Here is an 18,606-nt window from a genome sequence, read left to right as displayed (position 1 = left end):
CGAATTCACTCGGTCCGACTTAGAAGAGGTGTCCGAACTTGCGGACCTTGGTATCAAGATAGGCTTCGTTGTGGCGGTTCGAGGGAAAGGCATGCGGCACACGGGAGATGACTTCGATCCCGCAACGCTCCAAGGCTTCGACTTTTTCCGGATTGTTTGTCAGCAGGTTGACCTGATGAAAACCGAGATCGCGTAACATCGCCGCCGCCGGCAAATAAACGCGCTCGTCGGCGTCAAACCCGAGCTGTTCGTTGGCTTCAAGAGTGTCGGCGCCGCGGTCCTGCAGGCTGTAAGCACGCAGTTTGTTGACCAAGCCAATGCCACGGCCTTCTTGCGCCAGATACAGCAGGACACCGGCGCCGAGCGCGCCGATCGCTTGGATGGCGCCCCGAAGCTGATCGCCGCAATCGCACCGCAAAGACCCTAGCAGGTCGCCGGTGAAGCACTCTGAATGTAAGCGGGCAAGGAGCGGGCTGTCGGCCTTTGGCTCGCCAATCACAATGGCTAGGTGCTCAACGCCACCATCGGGAGGGCGGTAAGCGATGACGCGCGCGTTTTCCGCGCCCTCCAAAGGCACCTTCGCTTCGCCGACCCGCGACAAGGTACGCGATGCCGCAAGCCTGTAGGCCGTCACCTCCTCGGTTTCCAGAAGCAGCAAATCATCATTTTCAAGGAGCTCGGCGCTTTCTCCATCGACCATCGCCAACAATGCCGCTGGCAGCAACCGCGCCAGCTTCATCAAGTCGACGGACGCCGGGGCCAGATCGGCCGGCGCATCGGCGACAAGCGGGCGCTCCACACTGCGCGCACGTGGCAGGCTTGGGTCGGTCAGTTCAAGCACCCGCGTCGCGGAGCGGTCAAGCAGCCGGAGCGCCACGGGATCGGCACCCTTGCGGGCGCTCTTGCCTTCTTCCAAACCAAGCGCCAAGGCCCGCCTGGCGGTGATGATCAGAAGGGGTTCTGCTTTGGCCTTCTTGCGCAGAATTGCCAAGCAGGGATCATCCACCGTCTCGGCACTGAGCACCAACGCGACACGTCCGTCCGGCGCCCGCAGGAGCACGGGCGTACCGCGCCGCAACTCACCGAGTACACGGTCAACGTGGCGCAGAGCGGGTTCCGCTTTCATTTCAACAGAGGCGAGTTTCTCGTGCATTCCAGTTCCCAGGCCGGGCCTTTCTTCTTGAGCGACCGTTCTTATGTAGGTTGGGGTGTCGTCGTTTTCATCTTCAAGGTCCCGACGCATGCCCTGCCAGCGGCAATAAAGCACGGGCTGCGGTCTCTTTCCAGTCTGCAGGTCTGCGGCTAATCTTGCAGCGTTGAAAGTAGAGGAGAATTCATGAGCGCCATCGTTCACCGTAGCTATACACGCGAGCAACTGGATGCCCAGCTAAACAACCGGCTGTTGGTTCCCGACCATCCGGAATACTTCCGACGCTGGTCGGAAGACAGCCAGGCCGCAGTGAAGACGTACGCATGTCGCCAGAATTTGGCCTATGGGTCGTCCCAGGGCGAGCGGTTGGACCTGTTTCCCATTTCTCACGGCGCCGCAGAGCGCGCACCGCTTCTCGCGTTCATACATGGCGGTTGGTGGCAGTCACTCGACAAGTCTGACTTCAACTACCTAGCCCCACCGTATCTGGAGGCAGGCGTGGCTTTTGCCTCAATCAACTATGATCTCGCGCCCAAAGCCACGATCCCGCAGATCACGGATCAGGTGCGCCGGGCCATCGCCTGGTTGCATGACAACGCACAACGCTACGGAATTGACGAACGCCAGATCTACGTTGCCGGGCATTCGGCAGGCGGGCATCTTGCCGCAATGTGTTTTGGGACCGACTGGTCAGCCTATGGAGTTGAGCAGAATCCCATCGCGGGTGGTGTTTCTGTTTCCGGCGTCTATGACTTGTCACCGCTGATACACAGCTATCAGCAACCGGTCTTGCGCTTGACCGAGCAGGCAATCCAAAGTTACAGCCCTTTGGCACTACGGCCATTGAGCCAGCAACCGCTCATATGCGCGGTCGGTGCGGATGAAAGTCAGGAATTCCTTGATCAGCAGGAGGATTTTCTGGCGGCCTGGATACCGCAAGGAGCAAACCTTAAGACGATTGATTTGCCGGGTTGCAACCATTTCTCGGCTGTAGATTGCCTTGGCAAGCCGGGTCATCCTCTTTTGCGGGCGACGCTTGATCTCATCAAGGCTGCGTGAACAGGAGCGCGAGGGGCTACTGTTGAGCGGATTAGTTATATATCTAGGCAGTGACGATCGTATAGGCTCTAGGGATAAGACCCACGGCTTTTGGGTAAGAGAGCGCGATCAGGGTGAAGTATTTCGGGAGAGGTCGCTTTCAGATCATGAATAAAAACGCCACGGGTAAGAAAGTATTGCTCGTCGACGACGACGAGGCTCTGCGCACATCCTTGAGCGAACAGCTTCAACTGCATGAGGAGTTTCTCACAGTCGAAGCCGGGAGCGCGAAGGAAGCGCTGGAGCTCGCCAAAGGCGAGTATTATGACGCCATACTGCTAGATGTCGGGCTTCCCGACGGCGATGGGCGTGACCTCTGCAGGGTCATGCGACGCAATGGCGTTAAGGCACCGATCATCATGCTGACGGCGCATGAATCCGACGCAGATCAGATTCTGGGCCTGGATGCAGGGGCAAATGACTATGTGGCCAAACCCTTCAAGCTTGGCGTGCTGCTGGCGCGCCTGCGGGCGCAGCTGCGTACCCACGAACAGAGTGAAGATGCAGTTTTTACCATTGGGCCCTACACCTTCCGTCCCAGTGCGAAGATGCTGATTCACAACGACAGCCAGCAAAAGGTCCGACTCACCGAGAAGGAGACTGCGATCCTGAAGTACCTCTACCGCAGCGGCGAAAAGACCATTGGCCGGGAAACGCTGTTGGGCGAGGTATGGGGCTATAACGCGGGGGTCACGACCCACACGCTGGAAACGCACGTTTACCGTCTGCGGCAGAAGATCGAACCCGACCCTGCCAACGTGCAAATTCTTGTCACGGAGCCGGGCGGTTACAAACTGGTCCCGTAGGATCAGCGAGCCGCACGCTCGCGGTTGCGCCGCATCAGCATTACGACAAGGAGGCCGAGCCCGAAGGCAACGATAACGATTGTGCCAAAGGTCGGCGCCGCCCCTTGCCAGTCCCCGGAGCGCGCCAGCAGCCAGGGCAGGAGCATCGGTCCGACGAGAACGCCGACATTACGGCCCGTCATGATGATTCCGAAAGCATTGCCCGAAGCGCGCATCTGCCCGACCAGCAAGGCCGGCAGCGCCCACAGAACGGTGGGCACGACGCCGGCGGTGGCACCGTAGATGATCAGGGAAAGGACTCCTGTCCAGTCGGCCCCGATCCACGGCAGAGTCCACCAGCACAATGCCTGCAGCAGCAAGCCCCCCAGAAACAGCGGCGGCAAGGGCACGCCTGCCTTGAGCAGGCTTCCCGTTACGGCATTGAAAACGATGAGCGTGACGACCGGGAGGGCATAACCGAGCATGGCATTGTCAAAAGATAGCCCCATTGCCTCTACCAGAAACTGCGGCAGCCAGGTCATGTAGGCGAAGTACTGGCCCGACCAAAGCAGAAAAATGGCGCTCACCAGCACGAGCGATGCTATCTCCATTTGGGCCAAAGGCGCGCCTTCGTCCACATGGCTGGAATGTCTTGGGCCCGGCAACAATCCCGGCCGTCTGCGCTCAAGTGTGAGCATCCAGATATACAGCACGACGGTCAGTGCGAGCGCCATGTACCAGAGCCAATGCCAGTCGCCATAACGAAGCGCCGGTTGCGCCGTGACGATGGCGACCAACTGCCCGATGGGCACCCAAGAGGCCATGGCGCCCGCGATCAGGGGCATGTGGCGCGCGCTTGCGTAACGGGTAGCGAGCATCTGACCGACAAGGGCGCAAGCGGCGAAGGCAATTCCCTCCAGGCCGCGACCGATCAGCACGACCAGACCGTCAGAGGGCCAAGCGAGAATCAATAGATTGCCCGCCAGAGAGACGAGAAGCGCCAAAGTCAGGGCACGGCGCACGCCCTGTCCATCCACCAACCGGCCGATTGCGAACGAGAGAAGCAAGCCGACGAAGGCATAAACCGACATGAAACCGCCAGCCAACAGCTTCTCGTACGCGTACAAATCGAGCAGCCGCGGCATGACCGGTGGCAGTTTAAACTGTTGATAGGCCGCGTAGGAAGAAAGACTGAGGCCGAATAGAACCGCAGCCCAGATGGTTTTTTCCCGCGCCGTCATGTGGCCAGTCTCTTTCTCATTGTCTATGTTCTGCCGTGAGGTGGTTATCACCACCGTTCGAGAAACAGCGGCGCAGCATGACGGGCAAGTGCGTCTGCGGCAACCTGAAACAAGTGCTAGATTTCTTTTGCTCCCGCGACCGCTGGCGTCCAACATAGGGCAAGAGCAATTCCTTGCCGGGGAGAAGTGCGCGTGGCGCAAGGTAAGCTGACGGTGAAGTTCTGGGGCGTGCGAGGCTCTATCGCCTGCTCGGGCCCACAGTACGTCAAGTATGGCGGTAACACCTCCTGTCTGGAGATTGAGTACGGCCAGGGCGGTTTGGCGATTCTGGACGCGGGCACCGGGCTTCGCGAGCTTGGTGCGCGGTTGTGTGAGCAGGGTTTACAAGATGCCGATATCTTTTTGACCCACACACATATGGACCACATAGCCGGCATCCCTTTCTTCCAGCCTTTCTTTCGTAAGGGCAGTACCTTTCGCCTGCATGCCGGGCACCTCTTGCCGGACCAAACCCTGGAAGCAGTCATCTGCCATTTCATGAAGGCCCCGTTGTTTCCCATACCGCCTGCCATTTTCAACGCCGATCTCGCCTTCGTCGATTTCAAGGCCGGGGAAACACTGAGGACAAAAGATGGGCTTACGCTGAAGACCGCGCCATTGAACCATCCCAATGGGGCGACCGGTTACAGGATCGAGTATGCCGGAAAATCCATCTGCTACGTTACCGACACGGAGCACACCCCGGGCAGGCGCGATCAAACGATCATCGATTTGGTTCGGGGTGCCGACATCATGATCTACGATTGCAGTTATACCGACGACGAGTATCCGCGGTTCAGTTCATGGGGGCATTCGACTTGGCAGGAAGGCGTGCGTCTTTGTGAGGCCGCTGATGTGGGGCAACTCGCGATCTTCCACCATGACCCCAGCCACGATGATGCCTTCATGGACAGGATCGCCAAGGAGGCGGAGGCCCTGCGCCCGGGGACGATCGTCGCTCGAGAAGGCATGGTGCTGACGCCGTGAGTGCCACGAGGGCGCGGTTGCGCCGCCTGGCCTTCGGTTTGCGGACACTCCTGGGCTTAGGTCGGCGTGGTTACTTCATTCCCTATCGGTATGCCGAAACGGTGCCGCAGTCTGGTGACTTGCCGACTTATGGCGCACTGGAGAAGCTTTTCGATCAGGCGCGCCCGGAGATGTTGGATGTCCTCGCGCGCATTGCGGCACGGCTGCCCGCTTTGCAGGCGATTGACGTGGACGCCTTGCCACCGCAACCGCGCTGGAATCAAAGTTGGTACCCAGGCCTTGATGCCGCCGCCGCTTATACTCTGGTTTGCGAGACCAAACCGGCTCGTATTCTGGAAGTAGGGTCCGGCCATTCTACGCGTTTCCTGGCGCGCGCGGTTGCCGACAGCGGGTTGGATTGTCAGGTGACAGCCATTGATCCGGCGCCGCGCGCGGATTTGGGCAATCTTCCCGTGGAATTGCTCCGAATGACACTGCAAGAAGCAGGCACGGCACCCTTCGCTGCACTTCGAGGCGGCGATATCATGCTAATCGACTCCAGCCACATTTTGATGCCCGGAAGCGACGTCGATTTTCTCCTTGGGCGTGTCTTGCCAGACCTGCCGATAGGAACCAGGGTCGCATTCCATGATATCTTTCTACCTGACGACTACCCGGCGTCGTGGTCATGGCGCGGTTACAACGAGCAGCAGGGTCTCATGGGTCTGTTGCAGGGCGGCGGCTGGCGTATTCTGTTTTCCAGCCATTTTGCCAGAACCAGGTTAGCGGATAAGGTTTCCAAGAGCGCGGTGGATTCACTTATGTGTCCTGGCGAGGCTCACGAAACCGTGCTCTGGATACAACGCGTTTCACGGGAATATGACGTGGGGTGATTGGTTCTTCGCCTAATATGTGCGGGGACTTTTGCGGGCCACTCCGGGCTGCGCTTTAAGGAAGCGACGCGATGGAAAAGAAGCCGTTCCTACCTGATTTAAAGCAATGGATTGCCAAAGGCCCTTCGGAGGCGGAGTTGCCTCAGCGCGTCAGAAGCGCCATAAGCAAGCAGCAGGATCAGGCGGAAATGATGGTCGGTTGGATCCAGCTTTCCGTGGTGCTGATATTTGGCACGCTTTATCTAATATCCCCCAAGACCTTCAACGAGGATGCCAGCTTCGAGCCGGTTCCCTGGGCATTGTCGATCTACTTCGTGCTTACGGTGATCCGCTTGATCTGGGGGCATCTGCGACGGTTGCCGGACTGGTCGCTGGTCATATCGATTTGTTTCGATATGGGCTTGCTGATGGTGCTGATCTGGTCTTTCCATATTCAGTATGGGCAACCGCCTTCCTTCTACCTCAAGGCGCCCACGCTACTTTATGTGTTCATTTTCATCGCCATGCGGGCCTTGCGGTTTGAGTCCTGGTTGGTCATGGCGGCAGGAGGGATTGCTGCCGCGGGTTGGGGAACAATGATCCTCTACGTGATCACCGCCGATCCGTTGAACACCATGATCACCCGGGATTACGTGACCTACATGACCTCCAACGCCATTCTCCTCGGCGCGGAGTTCGACAAGATCATATCGATCCTGTTGGTAACGGGAATCATGGCCTTGGCATTGCGGCGCGGGCGCGCACTTTTGGTGCGCTCGGTTATCGAGCAACAGGCCGCCCAGCGGTTGTCCCGATTTTTTGATAAAGGGGTCGCGAGGCAGATCGCGGGCGGTGAGGAGCACCTCGTCGCCGGTCAGGGCCAATCGCGCGAAGCCGCGATACTCAATCTCGACATGCGGGGCTTCACGCGGTTGGCCGAACAGCGCGACCCCGACGAAGTGATGGAACTGCTTGCGGAATACCAGCAGCGGATGGTTCCGGTGCTGCAGCGCCACGGCGGTTCGATCGACAAATTCATGGGTGATGGAATTATGGCCACGTTCGGCGCGGCGCAACCTTCGCAAAGCTATGCTGCCGATGCTCTGGCGGCCTTGTGCGAAGCGTTAGGCGAAGCGGACGTCTGGAGCCGGGAACGGCAAGAGCGCGGTCTGGATACACCGCAGGTGAATGGCGCGGTTACCCATGGGCGCATTGTCTTCGGTGCTGTCGGCGATGAAAACCGCCTGGAGATCACCGTGATCGGCGATGCCGTCAATCTCTCGGCGAAGTTGGAGAAACACAACAAGAATGAAGGCGCCAGAGGCTTGGCGCTGGCTTCTACCTACGAGATAGCCTGCCAACAGGGCTTTGCACCCGAGGCCGAGATCGTCAAGTTGCAAAACCGACAGGTGGCAGGCGTCGCCGGAACGACCGACCTTGTAAAACTCGCCTGAAGAGTAGTCCTACTTGTAAGGGTCGGCGGCGTCGCGGAGCCCATCGCCCAGGAAGTTGAAGGCCAGCACCACCAGAATCACAGGAATGACTGGGACCATGAGCCAGGGATAAAGCTCCACCGCGTTGATGTTCTGCGCTTCCGATAGAAGTACGCCCCACGAGGTGATCGGGGGCCTGAGACCGAGTCCCAGGAAGGATAATGCCGTTTCGCCGAGGATCATCGTTGGGACGGCCAGTGTGATGGAGGCGATCAAGTGGCTTGCGAAGCTCGGCAAGAGGTGGCGGAAAATGATGCGCGGCGGAGATGCGCCCATCAACTGCGCCGCCACCGTGAAATCTTCCTCACGTAGGCTCAAGAGTTTCGAACGAACTGCACGGGCGAGGCCGGGCCAGTCTAGCAGCCCCAAGATGATCGTTATTCCGAAATAGACCCACAAGGGGCTCCAGGTAACCGGCAGGATCGCGGCCAGTGCCATCCACAGGGGCAGTTCGGGGAAGGAGCGGAAGATCTCGATCAGACGCTGTACGGCGGCATCGACCCATCCGCCGTAGTATCCCGCAACGCCGCCGATCGAGACGCCGAGAAGAAACGATATCGCAATACCGATCAAACCGATGGTTAGGGAAATACGAGCGCCGTAGATCACGCGGCTGAATATGTCGCGCCCCAGGCGGTCGGTTCCAAGCAGAAAAAAGGTTCCGGATTCCGCTGGACAAACCAGATGCGCACGCGCTTCAAAAGCACCCCAAAACCTGTATTTATCACCTTGGCAAAAGAACCGCAGTTTCTCGATCTTGGCCGGGTTGGGCGTGTACTCTCGCTTGAGGTTTTCCATGTTTAGCTTGTAGTCGTACCCATAGACGAAGGGCCCGACATAGCTGCCCTGGTCAAAGAAGTGCACGCTTTGCGGCGGCGCATAGATGTAATCGGTATGCCGGGCATGCAGATCGTAGGGCGCGATAAGCTCGCTGACGAGGATCGAAAGGTAGAGCAGCAGCAGGAACAGGCCCGATATGACGGCAACCCGGTGGCGCCTGAATTTCATCCAGATGAGCTTCCACTGCGGCGCGCGATAGTAGGCTTCTTGCTCCGGCGTGAGTTGCTCGATCGAATAAGGATCGAAGGGTTCTTGATCGACGTAATGCTGGGTCATTTCGTGACCCCTCCACCGAGCCGTATCCGTGGATCAAGCGCAGCCAACGCCAGATCGGACAGGAACATGCCGACGACAGTCAACATGGATAGGAACATGAGAAACGACCCGGCGAGATACATGTCCTGGGCCTGTAGAGCACGAATTAACATCGGTCCGGTGGTTGGCAATCCCAATACTATAGAAACGATCGCCGCGCCCGACACGATCTGGGGCAAAGTACTCCCAATATCGGCGATGAAGGGATTGAGGGCTATGCGCAAGGGGTACTTGACCAGCGCGCGTCCCGAGGACAATCCCTTCGCGCGGGCGGTGACCAGATACTGCTTTTGCAGCTCGTCGAGCAGGTTGGCCCGAAGACGGCGAATCATCCCGGCGGTGCCCGACGTGCCAATCACGACGACGGGGACCCAGAGATGTTCCAAGACATTGACGAACTTACCCAATGTCCAGGGCGCATCGATGTAGTCGTCGTCCATCAAACCGCCGATCTGGGTGCCGAAGTAATTGTTCGCCAGATAGAGCAGAATCAAGGCCAGGAGAAAGTTCGGGGTCGCAAGGCCCAGAAAGCCGATGAAACTGGCGATGTAGTCTCCCGCACTATACTGCCGGACCGCGGAATACACGCCGATCGGAAAAGATACGATCCAGGTGAAGATAATAGTCGAAAACGAGACCAGCATTGTCAGGTAGAGCCGATCGCCCACCACGTCGCGCACGGGGAGCTGATACTCGAACGAGTAACCGTAGTCGCCCTGTAGCAAGCCCGCCGCCCAGACCACGTACTGTTCCATGAAGGGCCTGTCCAGGCCGTACTGCTGTCGCAGAAATTCTATTTTCTGCGGATCGATGGCTTCGCCCTGGGCTTGTAGTTCCGCGATGTAGGTCTCCAGGTAATCACCCGGTGGCAGCTGGATGATCACGAAGATTATGAAGGATATGACCGCGAGCGTGGGAACCATGATCATGATGCGGCGGGCAATATAGATCAGCATCGTTTCAAACCTCCGCCATCATACGCGTCGTCGACAGCAGTTGGGACGCGCTGGTCCGGTTTGGGTTTGCGCGTACCATATGGCCGTCCCCGAGGTCGATCAGACTGGATGTTTCCCCCTCGGCAAGCTGAAATGCGTCCGGCCAGTCCTCGGGTCCGCTCGATTTGTTGGCGTGCAGATGTTCGAAGTCGAGGAGCCTGGAGAGGTCGGGCTCCGGTACGGCTTTTAGGAGCGTTTGCGTGTATGGGTGCACCGGCCCCTCAAACAACCGGCGATTCGGGGCAAGCTCGACGATGCGACCGCGATACATGACCGCAATGCGATCGGCCACATAGTTGACCACCGCCAGATTATGACTGATGAACAAGTAGGTGAGACCCAATGCGGCGCGCAGATCGCGCAATAGGTTGAGCACCTGCGCCTGAATTGAGACATCGAGCGCGGACACCGGCTCGTCCAGGATCAACAATTCCGGGTCCAGCGCTAACGCACGCGCTATGCCTATACGCTGCCGTTGGCCGCCGGAAAAACTATGGGGATAACGCTGTAGGTGTCGCCGCCCCAACCCTACGAGCTCCAGCAGTTCTTCGACCCTGGCGTTCCGCTCTTCCGGCTTGCCGATACGGTGAATGTCCAGGGGCTCGCAAAGAATCTCGCCAACGCGCATACGCGGATTCAAGGACGAAAAGGGATCTTGGAACACATACTGTACACGTCGCCGGAAGGCGTTGAGTTCGACCCCTTTGAGCCCAAGAATGTCGATGTTGCCGCCTTTGGCATGGTAATTGATTTGGCCGCTATCCGGCGTCACCGCCCGCATGATGACTTTAGACAGGGTAGATTTGCCACAGCCGCTTTCACCGACCAGCCCCAGGCATTCGCCGTGCCTGATTGACAGGGTGATACCGTCTAGCGCACGAACCTTGTCGCTTTTGGAACCGATCCAACCCGACTTGCGAATGCGGAAGCTTTTTGAAACATCCATCATGGACAGTAGATGCTCGCCCGAGGCGGCATCGCCCTTGTGGCCCATTTTCTGGCTCAGGGCTTCGGCCTTTTCCTTGGCGCCGATCTCGCGCAAGGGTTCCAGGCGCTCTCCGGCATCCATGTTGAACCGGGGGACGGCGTGCAGGAGTGCTTTCAGGTATGGGTGCTGGGGGTTATGGAAGATTTCCTCCAGGTTCCCGCTTTCCATGATTTGGCCGTGGTACATGACGACGACGTCCTCGGCCACATTGGCGACGACACCGAGATCGTGTGTGATCATCAGGACGGCCATGCCCAACTCGGCCTGTAGGTCCTTGATAAGCTTTAAGATTTGGGCCTGAATTGTGACATCCAAGGCCGTCGTTGGTTCATCGGCAATCAAGAGGGCTGGTCGGCAAACCAGCGCCATGGCGATCATGGCGCGTTGACGCAGTCCGCCCGAAAGTTCGAAGGGATAGGTCTTTAGCGCTCGGGCAGGGTCTGGAAAACCCGTCAGCCGAAGCATTTCCTCGACCAAACGAAGCCCTTCAGCCTTGCTTACCGGGCTGTGTAGCGCAAGCGCCTCGCCGACTTGATCTCCGACGGTATGTACGGGCGATAACGAGGTCATGGGTTCCTGAAAAATGATCGACATACGGCCGCCGCGCAGATCCCGATAACGGCTGCTCTCGGGATTCAGTTGGGCCAGATTGATTGCCTGATCGGAATTCTTGGGGTCGCGGAACAGAATCTCTCCGCCACTGATCCGAGCGACACGGGGGAGAATTCCCATGATCGCCTGACTGATGACCGATTTGCCGGAGCCGCTCTCACCGACCAGCGCCACCGTGCCGCCCCGCGCAATCGAAAAGGAAGCGCCTCGGACCGCTTCAAGCACGCCCTCCGGAAGTTGGAAGGAAACCCGGAGATCCTTAATCTCCAGAAGTGGGTTGACGAGCGTGCTCTGTTGCTGCGCTACTGTCATGATTCCTAATGTTCCTCTGCTTGAACGGCTGCGATTGGCTGGGCGGCCTCTATACCCAGATCAAGCAGGTACTCTTGCGAGGCGGCATCGATTTCAAGGTGCTTCGCCTGGGCGGCCGCAGCGGCACGTTCGACAATATCGCTGAACCCCTCGAGGCTGGATTCAAGGGCGATCTTACTTCCAGGGCCGGCCAGAGTGAGGACCATGAAACCGCCTTGTTTGTTGCGGTGCTCGCGGCGCGTTCCATAAAAGCGCAGCTTGAGCGATGCCAAATCGTCCCAGGAGATTCGCTTTTCGGTAATGTCCCTGCAGGCGATGCCATCCGATATCAACGCGATTTCCGTACGGCTGCGTCGAATGGTGCGCCAGAGGAACCAGCCGAACAGAACGATGAAAAACAGGCTGATCACAACAACGACGCTGGAAGACGGCGCCAGGACGAGTCCAGCCAAACCGGCGGCCAGCCCCCCGCCTGAGCGCAAAAAATCACCAATGAGGCTGCTTCGCGGATAGCGAAAAATCGGCATGTTTACGGCTCGTCTCCCCTTTTGGTTTCGCAGAATAGCGGTATTGCCCCCTTCCAGGAAACAACCTCGTGCTGTTCCAGGTGCGAAAAGAGAGACTTTAGGAACCGCCAACTCTCGGGATCATGCGCTTGATGATGCGTCAAGATGCCGCAAGGTTCTTCAGAGCCCGGTGTATCTTCCAGGCGTCGTGTCCTCAGGGCGGTCGTAAGTTGGGTGAGCAAGGCCGCCTCCCCAAGAAAGTGGGCGGCCGGTTTCCATTGCAGGATGTCCAGATGACTGTTGACCACGGTCAGCCCCATGAAGGCGTCGCGTCTGCGCCCGTGGATCGAAAGCCCCTGAAATCCCAAAGCCGCTAAATGCGGAACGATCCGATCTTCGATTCGGTTCCACGGGGGCACTAGGACGGGAAGCCAACCTCGTCCGAACACGGCCTCTCCAATACTCTTGCCGGCCTCCAGAGCCGCTAGGATTTCTTCCGTGGAACGGGTGCCGCCCAATTCGATCTTCTTCATCCCGGGCGTTGCGTGGTTTTCATGCCGATACCCATGCTGCAACAGTGAAAGGCCTTGGCGATCGCCTAGGGCCTTTTCCAGGCTGTCTTCCACCAGGCCGGGTACCACAGCCAAGGAAAGCGGCAGATCCGATGCCGCGCGCAGTTCCAACAAAAGTGAGAGACCATCGCTTGCCCGCGCAGCATCGTCGTCGCGCCACCAGAATACCGGCTTTCGGCCCGCTTCCTGCCAGGCTGCCAGTTCCTCGTCCAAATTACGCCAAGTTGTCATCGGTCGGGTTGCTGCCTTTTTGCGTCCAAAGCCTGCCGGATTAGGCTGGCGCTATGGGCGGCGCCTTCCAAATCAAGATCGAATGCTGTTTCGATTCGCGGGCGCCTTAGCTCCATCTCGATACCAGCGGCCAGCGTGGTCCCGCTCAAGCCGCGCTCCTCGACGACTGTGAGCAGGCCCTGCTTCGCCAATAACGCGGCGCGCAGGCTCTGTTCACCCTCCTCCCCTGCGGCATAGGGGACAAGCACTGCCCGGGGCCCTGCGGCGAGAACCTCGAGCGTGGTGTTATAACCGGCCTGACTGATGGAGAGCAGACAGTTGGCCAGCAGTTGTTGAAAATCGGGTCTGGCGCGCTCCAGGATCACGCCGCCTGCAGTTTTCAGCGCCTGCTTACGCAGTCTTTGAAATGATTCCTCCGGAAAATTGCGGCCCGCCAACAGCCGCCATGGTGCCGAGGCAATAGAAGTCAGCGGTCGCGCCGCCAACGCAGCTTCTAGCAGCGGCCCGGCGACCGCGCCGCCGCCGGTCGAAACCAACACCTCGCCTCGCCCGGCTCCGGTTGGCGAGCCAGCCGCCGTCGTTGTTGTCACATAGCCGGTATAGAGAAGCTTCGATTCCAGAAGGTGGGTTGCCGGGAAGGTCGCGTCGAAGGGAATGAAAGAGCGGTCGCCGTGCACGAGGACGCCGTCAAAGTACTTGCCGAGGACATCCACAATCCACGTCTGCCGCTCAGGGCTGGGTATCTTCGAGAGGATGTCGCGGACCGAACAGAACACAAGGGGGGATGGGTCTTGTTCCCGGGCCGCTTCCAGCAGCGGCAACAGTTCAAAGCGCATCTGTCGGCGCCCAAAGGGGAAAAGCTCCACCAACAAGGCATCGGGCCGGGCTTCTTGCAGAATCGAAAGCAAATGATCGCGGCGCCGCTGTTGCCAGTCGGCGCTGACCGGCTGACCGGTTTCGTCGAGCAATTGGAAACTCTCGTCGCGCACATGACAGGGCGCAAGCTGTATTGGTTCCGCGGCTCCGAGATCCAGACCGCTGTGGGGTTCGCCTCCAGAGACGAAGACAACGTGGAACCCCGCATCCGTCATGCCGCGGGCCAGCAGAGCGGCGCGCTTTAGGTGGCCGATGCCCAAAAGGTGCTGTACGTAAAGAAGGACCTTTGGCTTCATATCCTGACCTCCCCGCCGCGCAGACTCTCATTCATGCGGACGACCGCTGGGATGCCTTCGTTGGAAATGGCAAAGCGATGCAAGCAGGCTTCTTTCAGCCGATCCGGCGGTTTGCCGGTCATGTCCCATCCGCTCGCTAAGGCGTAAAGGGCACGGATCACGCCGCGATGGCAGACCGCCGCCGTGGGCCTGCGCTCTTGGCCGATCTCTTCTAACAGCGGTTTCAAGCGCTCTTGCAGATCACGCGGGCTCTCGCCGTCGGGGGGTTGAAAATCCAGACCCTTCGCTTCGTTCCGGGTCATAGCCGTTCCCAAGGCGAGCCTGAGGTCGGCGATGCGCTGCCCTTCCCACTCGCCCCAATTCATCTCGATCAGCCGCGGTTCGATCCGGGCCTGCTCCAACCCGAGTATCCTGGCCGTTTCTCGCGCGCGTTCCAGGGGGCTGACCAACCAATTGTAGTCTTGTAGGTCCGGCGGCAAGTGCCAGCTTGCAACCTCGGCGCGGCCCTTGCGCGACAGAGGGATATCGCTTCGTCCTTGTAAGCGGCGATCCCGGTTCCACTCCGTGGGACCGTGGCGCAGCAACACGAAGGGCGTCGCATATGATCCCGTTTCGGTCATGGCGTTCTGCATCGCTCCAGAAAGGTGGTGATCTTACGTGCCGAGATATCCAGATTCTGGGTTCGAGAAACCCGCTCGGCGGCCTTTCGGCCCATCTCCCCACGCAGATCGGGATCCGCAATAAGTCGCGACACCGCCGCGGCAAAGGCACGACAGTCGCCCGGCGGGGTCAGGAGGCCACTTGCTTGGTCGTCGACCACGGCTGGGACACCTCCTTCGCGCCCGGCCACCACAGCAAGCCCGCCAGCTTGGGCTTCGAGCAAGGCCATACCATACGCCTCGCGAATGGCGGGCCAGACAAAGAGGTCGGCTGCGGCATAGATTGTCGGCAGCATTTCGCCCGGCAGCGCTCCGGCCCAGCGCAAGGGCATTTGATCGTTCGCAAACCCCTGGAAAGCCTCACGCACTTCGCCTGATGCGGTACCGTCGCCGACCACCAATATTTCCCAATCTGTCGTGGCCAATGTTTTCAAGGCCTCTGCGAGCAGGCGATAGCTCGCCAGTTTGTCGCCCGGCCGCATCATGGCGACGGTAAGCAGCCAGGTTTTTTCGGTGTCCATGCCGAACCGATCGGCCACGGTCTTGCGATGGGCCGATCGCATGCCGCGAGCGGCCTCGTAGGGCTGCGGATCTAGGAACGGCGGCAGCATCAATTGCGGCAAAGCAGGGTCGAGACAGCCAGCATCCGCCGGGTTGAGCGTGATTGCGCCCTTCGCTGCGCCTAGAGCGCTCAATACAGCTCTGTGCCCCAGGTCCCAAGGACCGCCAGCGCGCTTTGGGGCCACTGAGGCCTCGGCCACCACATAAGGAATACCCAAAGCCTTGGATACTTTGGGGCCAAGGTGGTCGGGCGCCTTATAGTAGAGATGATAGGTCAGCCAGAGTTCGGGCAGCTGGTCTCGCGGCGCCCGGGCATAGCGCCGCAAAAGGCGCTCTGCCAGTTCGCTTCCCAGTCGCTGCAGGCGCGCTTGCCGAAGGGCGTCTCCTCGACCGTCGCGACTAACCAGACGGCTTGCCAGGGTTACGTCGTGACCGCTTCTTTCCAGCGCGGAAATCAATAGGCGAGCCATATGGCGGTCGCCGGAAGGCACTGGGTGGTCAGGTGGCTTCATCGGTGCGTAGAAGGCGACCTTCATTACGCCGCCTCCCTCGCCTTCACACCCAACAGGCCCAAGAGCGTTCCGATATTCTGCTCCAATCCAAACTCTGCCCGCAGTCGCGCTTCGCCAGCTTTGCCAAGCCGCAGCCGCTGCTGCGGATCACGGATCAGCCTTTCCAGTGCCTCTGTCAGGGCCGGGACGTCATCAGGGGGCACCAACAAGCCGGTTACCCCCGGTAGAATGAGCTCCGGTATGGCCGAAATTTCGGTTGAAATGCAAGCCAGCCTCTGACTTTGGGCCTCCATCAGTACGTTTGGCAAACCGTCTCGATCACCGTTCTTGGTAATGCGGCTGGGCAATACGAAGATATCGGACTCCTTCAATGCCTTCAGTACCCGTTCTTGAGGCTCCGCACCGCGCCAATCGATGCGGTTCGCCAGACCCAAATCCCGCGCTTTTCCTGCCAAGGTATTCATTAAATCGCCGCCGCCGATATGCGTGAACCGCCAATGGAGATCCGGTGGGAGTGCGGCAAGCGCGGCGATCAGAAGATCATACCCTTTCTTCTCGACGAGTCTGCCGACAGACAAAATTTCCACCGCGGCGGAGGCGCTGCGCCCATCGCCGGAAATCTGCCGGTCAGGCGGTGCGGGAAAACGCCGAAAGTCCAACCCATGGTAAACCAGATGTACGCGGGAAGGGTCCCCGGCCAGGGATTTCAGGTGATCGCGTCCGCTGCCGGTACAGGTGACCAACCAGTCGAGGTCCGCCAGTTTCTCGCGCTTTTCCCAGTCCGGCGTCGTCCAGATGTCTTTGGCGTGCGCGGAGCAACTCCACGGCAGTGTGCGGATCAGGGCGGCATAGCGGGCAACGGATGCCGGGGTGTGAAGGAAATGGGCGTAAATGCGGGTGGTTTCCGGTGCCATCTCCGCCGCCAGGACGCAAGCCTGGCCAAAGCGCCTAATTCGATTGCGGGTTAGATCCCGCCGCAAGTCCCGCAGGAATGCAGCGAAGGCCGCTTTGTACCCCGGTAGCTGTCGGGCCCGCCACCAAGCCTTGATAACTCGGGCTGGCTGATCGTGCAGATACTCAGGCAGGTAATTGACCGGTGCCGTAATCTCGCGGTGGATCGGGTGAATTTCCCGATCCGTGGGATGCCTGAGGGATTGCAAGGTGATGTTCATGCCACGCTGCTGCAGTGCCAGCAGTTCCTGGGCAATAAAAGTCTCCGAGAGGCGCGGGTAGCCTTTCAGGACAATGGCCAGATGTTCGATTCCGGCGTCACTTATGAGGGGTTCCTTCATGCTTGACCTTGACGCCTCAACCCAAGATTTCGCGGAACTTCTTTACCACGTTGCCGCATCGCGCGTCGCCGCCGCCAGTTTCACTGTTGTTGCTGGGCGGCGAGGGAAAGCTGCGGGCGGCCGGTTCTGGCAAACCACTGCCGGGCCAGCTTCGTGACGTTCTCCGGCCCATCGAGCAGGCCGGGGATGACGCTCTCCGACGGAAGCGGCTGCTGGGGCAAGTTTCGAATGGCCGTCGCCATATCTGCGGCATCGCGCGCGCCGTCGTCGAGCAGCATGCGTGACAAACCCAAATCCTGCGCTCGCTTGGCGCGGATGTACTGCTCAAGCCGTGGTTCTGTGCGTGGTACGATGACGGCGCGTTTATCAAAGGAAAGTAGTTCGCAAAAGGTATTGTAGCCGCCCATGCAAATCACGCCGGCAGCTTCGGCCATCAGACTTTCCATGTGCGCATCGAAGGTGATCACTTCGACCTTGTCCAAACGCCCCGCGCGCTGCTGAAACTCATTCTGGTGTTCGCCGCCCATGAAGGGCCCCAGCACCAGCAGCGAGGGGTAGGGGATCGTTGCATCCTGCTCGTAGGCGCGCAGCACCCAGTCGATGATCGCTTCGCCATCACCGCCGCCACCGACCGTCACCAGAATGTATGGAGAGGGTATCGCCTCGGGCAATGCACTGCTGGCGACCTGGGGCAAGGTCCGGCGGAGATATCCGGTAAAAGTGATTCTCTTGACCACGGAATCCGGTAGATCAATCCCTTCCAGCGGGTTGCAGATCTGCGGCAGGCCGTAGACCCAAATTTGATCGTAGTAAGATTCGAGAGCGGGGACGGCTTGCTTCCGCAGCCATTCCGCCGCAAGCAGTTCAGGGCCATCCATGACATCGCGCAGGCCCAGAATGCAAGGTACGCCCTTCTCGCTCAGATAACGCAAGGTACCTTCCACCTCGCCACGCAGCCCAAGCGGCTCCTTGTCGACCAGAAAGATGTCAGGTTCAAAAATCTCCGCGGTGTGTTCAATGATCGAGGCGCGGAGCGCTACCGTCTGCTCCACGGCGATCGGCAGGTTGAGTGACGTGTACTCACCATTGCGCAGCTTGATCACACCTGGAATGCGGATGAAATCGACGCGGCTCCGAAAATCGAAGGACCCTATAATAGGCGAGCCGGAGATTATAAGAACCGAAAGGTCGCTCTCCCCCTGCACCAAATGGTGCGCAATCTCTCGGCATCGACGTAAGTGACCCAGGCCAAAACTGTCATGGCTATAGATCAGAACGCGGGTGTCCCGCTGTCGTGCACCGGCCATCCTTTAGAGACTCCCCTGGCCGGCTCCCGTCTCTACCCTGCGGTCGAGCGGCCTCTTCCTGCAAGAACAGGGGGAACTGTGCCACAGC

18 protein-coding genes are annotated in these 18,606 nt (G+C 59.3%); 6 read left to right on the top strand and 12 right to left on the bottom strand.

The features are described 5' to 3' along the window. Positions 1-19: 19 nt before the first annotated feature. Entirely contained in the window at positions 20-1,153 is a 1,134-nt protein-coding gene (gene ribA, locus FHR98_RS00900; protein ID WP_183414725.1) for a GTP cyclohydrolase II, read from the bottom strand. Here ribA and FHR98_RS00895 point away from each other — a divergent pair. From FHR98_RS00895 to FHR98_RS00885, 3 genes are all read left to right on the top strand, one after another. After that, on the top strand, positions 1,148-1,306 hold the full coding sequence (locus tag FHR98_RS00895) for a hypothetical protein (protein WP_183414724.1): 159 nt from the start codon (positions 1,148-1,150) through the stop codon (positions 1,304-1,306). The two genes, ribA and FHR98_RS00895, sit on opposite strands and share 6 nt — an antisense overlap. Positions 1,307-1,336: 30 nt before the next feature. Next, complete coding sequence (locus FHR98_RS00890; RefSeq protein WP_183414723.1) at positions 1,337-2,209, top strand: alpha/beta hydrolase; 873 nt, start codon at positions 1,337-1,339, stop codon at positions 2,207-2,209. Positions 2,210-2,355: 146 nt separating this feature from the next. Then, complete coding sequence (locus FHR98_RS00885) at positions 2,356-3,054, top strand: response regulator transcription factor (RefSeq protein ID WP_183414722.1); 699 nt, start codon at positions 2,356-2,358, stop codon at positions 3,052-3,054. A gap of 2 nt (positions 3,055-3,056) precedes the next feature. On the opposite strand, the gene FHR98_RS00880 is transcribed toward FHR98_RS00885, so the two are convergent. Then, entirely contained in the window at positions 3,057-4,274 is a 1,218-nt protein-coding gene (locus FHR98_RS00880; protein ID WP_183414721.1) for an MFS transporter, read from the bottom strand. A gap of 192 nt (positions 4,275-4,466) precedes the next feature. Between FHR98_RS00880 and FHR98_RS00875 the strand changes: the two genes are divergently transcribed. From FHR98_RS00875 to FHR98_RS00865, 3 genes are all read left to right on the top strand, one after another. Next, a complete protein-coding gene (locus tag FHR98_RS00875; RefSeq protein WP_322091197.1) occupies positions 4,467-5,300 on the top strand; it encodes an MBL fold metallo-hydrolase in 834 nt (277 codons plus the stop codon). Continuing rightward, a complete protein-coding gene (locus FHR98_RS00870) occupies positions 5,297-6,172 on the top strand; it encodes a class I SAM-dependent methyltransferase (RefSeq protein WP_183414720.1) in 876 nt (291 codons plus the stop codon). The genes FHR98_RS00875 and FHR98_RS00870 overlap by 4 nt, the downstream gene beginning before the upstream one ends. A 71-nt stretch (positions 6,173-6,243) precedes the next feature. Beyond that, complete coding sequence (locus FHR98_RS00865; protein ID WP_183414719.1) at positions 6,244-7,605, top strand: adenylate/guanylate cyclase domain-containing protein; 1,362 nt, start codon at positions 6,244-6,246, stop codon at positions 7,603-7,605. Between the two features lie 9 nt (positions 7,606-7,614). Here FHR98_RS00865 and FHR98_RS00860 read toward each other — a convergent pair whose 3' ends face one another. The 10 genes from FHR98_RS00860 to FHR98_RS00815 all read right to left on the bottom strand — a co-directional run bounded on the left by FHR98_RS00860 (position 7,615) and on the right by FHR98_RS00815 (position 18,518). Beyond that, on the bottom strand, positions 7,615-8,760 hold the full coding sequence (locus FHR98_RS00860) for an ABC transporter permease (protein WP_183414718.1): 1,146 nt from the start codon (positions 8,758-8,760) through the stop codon (positions 7,615-7,617). Next, positions 8,757-9,755 (bottom strand): ABC transporter permease, encoded by a 999-nt coding sequence (locus FHR98_RS00855; protein ID WP_183414717.1) that lies wholly within the window; start codon positions 9,753-9,755, stop codon positions 8,757-8,759. Before FHR98_RS00855 ends, FHR98_RS00860 begins: the two co-directional genes overlap by 4 nt. 4 nt (positions 9,756-9,759) lie before the next feature. Beyond that, the gene (locus FHR98_RS00850; protein WP_183414716.1) at positions 9,760-11,706 is read right to left on the bottom strand and encodes an ABC transporter ATP-binding protein; all 1,947 of its coding nucleotides are present in this window, start codon (positions 11,704-11,706) and stop codon (positions 9,760-9,762) included. Between the two features lie 5 nt (positions 11,707-11,711). Continuing rightward, complete coding sequence (locus tag FHR98_RS00845) at positions 11,712-12,233, bottom strand: hypothetical protein (RefSeq protein WP_183414715.1); 522 nt, start codon at positions 12,231-12,233, stop codon at positions 11,712-11,714. Positions 12,234-12,235: 2 nt separating this feature from the next. Beyond that, complete coding sequence (locus tag FHR98_RS00840) at positions 12,236-13,015, bottom strand: polysaccharide deacetylase family protein (RefSeq protein ID WP_183414714.1); 780 nt, start codon at positions 13,013-13,015, stop codon at positions 12,236-12,238. Next, positions 13,012-14,187 carry a glycosyltransferase family protein gene (locus FHR98_RS00835; RefSeq protein WP_183414713.1) on the bottom strand — a complete coding sequence of 392 codons (1,176 nt, stop codon included), beginning with the start codon at positions 14,185-14,187 and terminating at the stop codon, positions 13,012-13,014. The genes FHR98_RS00840 and FHR98_RS00835 overlap by 4 nt, the downstream gene beginning before the upstream one ends. Continuing rightward, on the bottom strand, positions 14,184-14,807 hold the full coding sequence (locus FHR98_RS00830) for a histidine phosphatase family protein (protein WP_183414712.1): 624 nt from the start codon (positions 14,805-14,807) through the stop codon (positions 14,184-14,186). Before FHR98_RS00830 ends, FHR98_RS00835 begins: the two co-directional genes overlap by 4 nt. Further along, positions 14,804-15,943: a glycosyltransferase family 4 protein gene (locus tag FHR98_RS00825; protein ID WP_183414711.1), complete on the bottom strand. Its 1,140-nt coding sequence runs from the start codon at positions 15,941-15,943 to the stop codon at positions 14,804-14,806. The genes FHR98_RS00830 and FHR98_RS00825 overlap by 4 nt, the downstream gene beginning before the upstream one ends. Next, positions 15,943-17,211: a glycosyltransferase family 4 protein gene (locus FHR98_RS00820; RefSeq protein ID WP_183414710.1), complete on the bottom strand. Its 1,269-nt coding sequence runs from the start codon at positions 17,209-17,211 to the stop codon at positions 15,943-15,945. Before FHR98_RS00820 ends, FHR98_RS00825 begins: the two co-directional genes overlap by 1 nt. Before the next feature lie 80 nt (positions 17,212-17,291). Further along, complete coding sequence (locus tag FHR98_RS00815) at positions 17,292-18,518, bottom strand: glycosyltransferase family protein (RefSeq protein WP_183414709.1); 1,227 nt, start codon at positions 18,516-18,518, stop codon at positions 17,292-17,294. Positions 18,519-18,606: the final 88 nt, after the last annotated feature.

Source organism: Limibacillus halophilus, from assembly GCF_014191775.1.
GTDB lineage: Bacteria > Pseudomonadota > Alphaproteobacteria > Kiloniellales > CECT-8803 > Limibacillus > Limibacillus halophilus.
The sequence above is the reverse complement of the archived record's forward strand: the minus strand, read 5'-3'. Positions and strand labels throughout refer to the sequence as shown.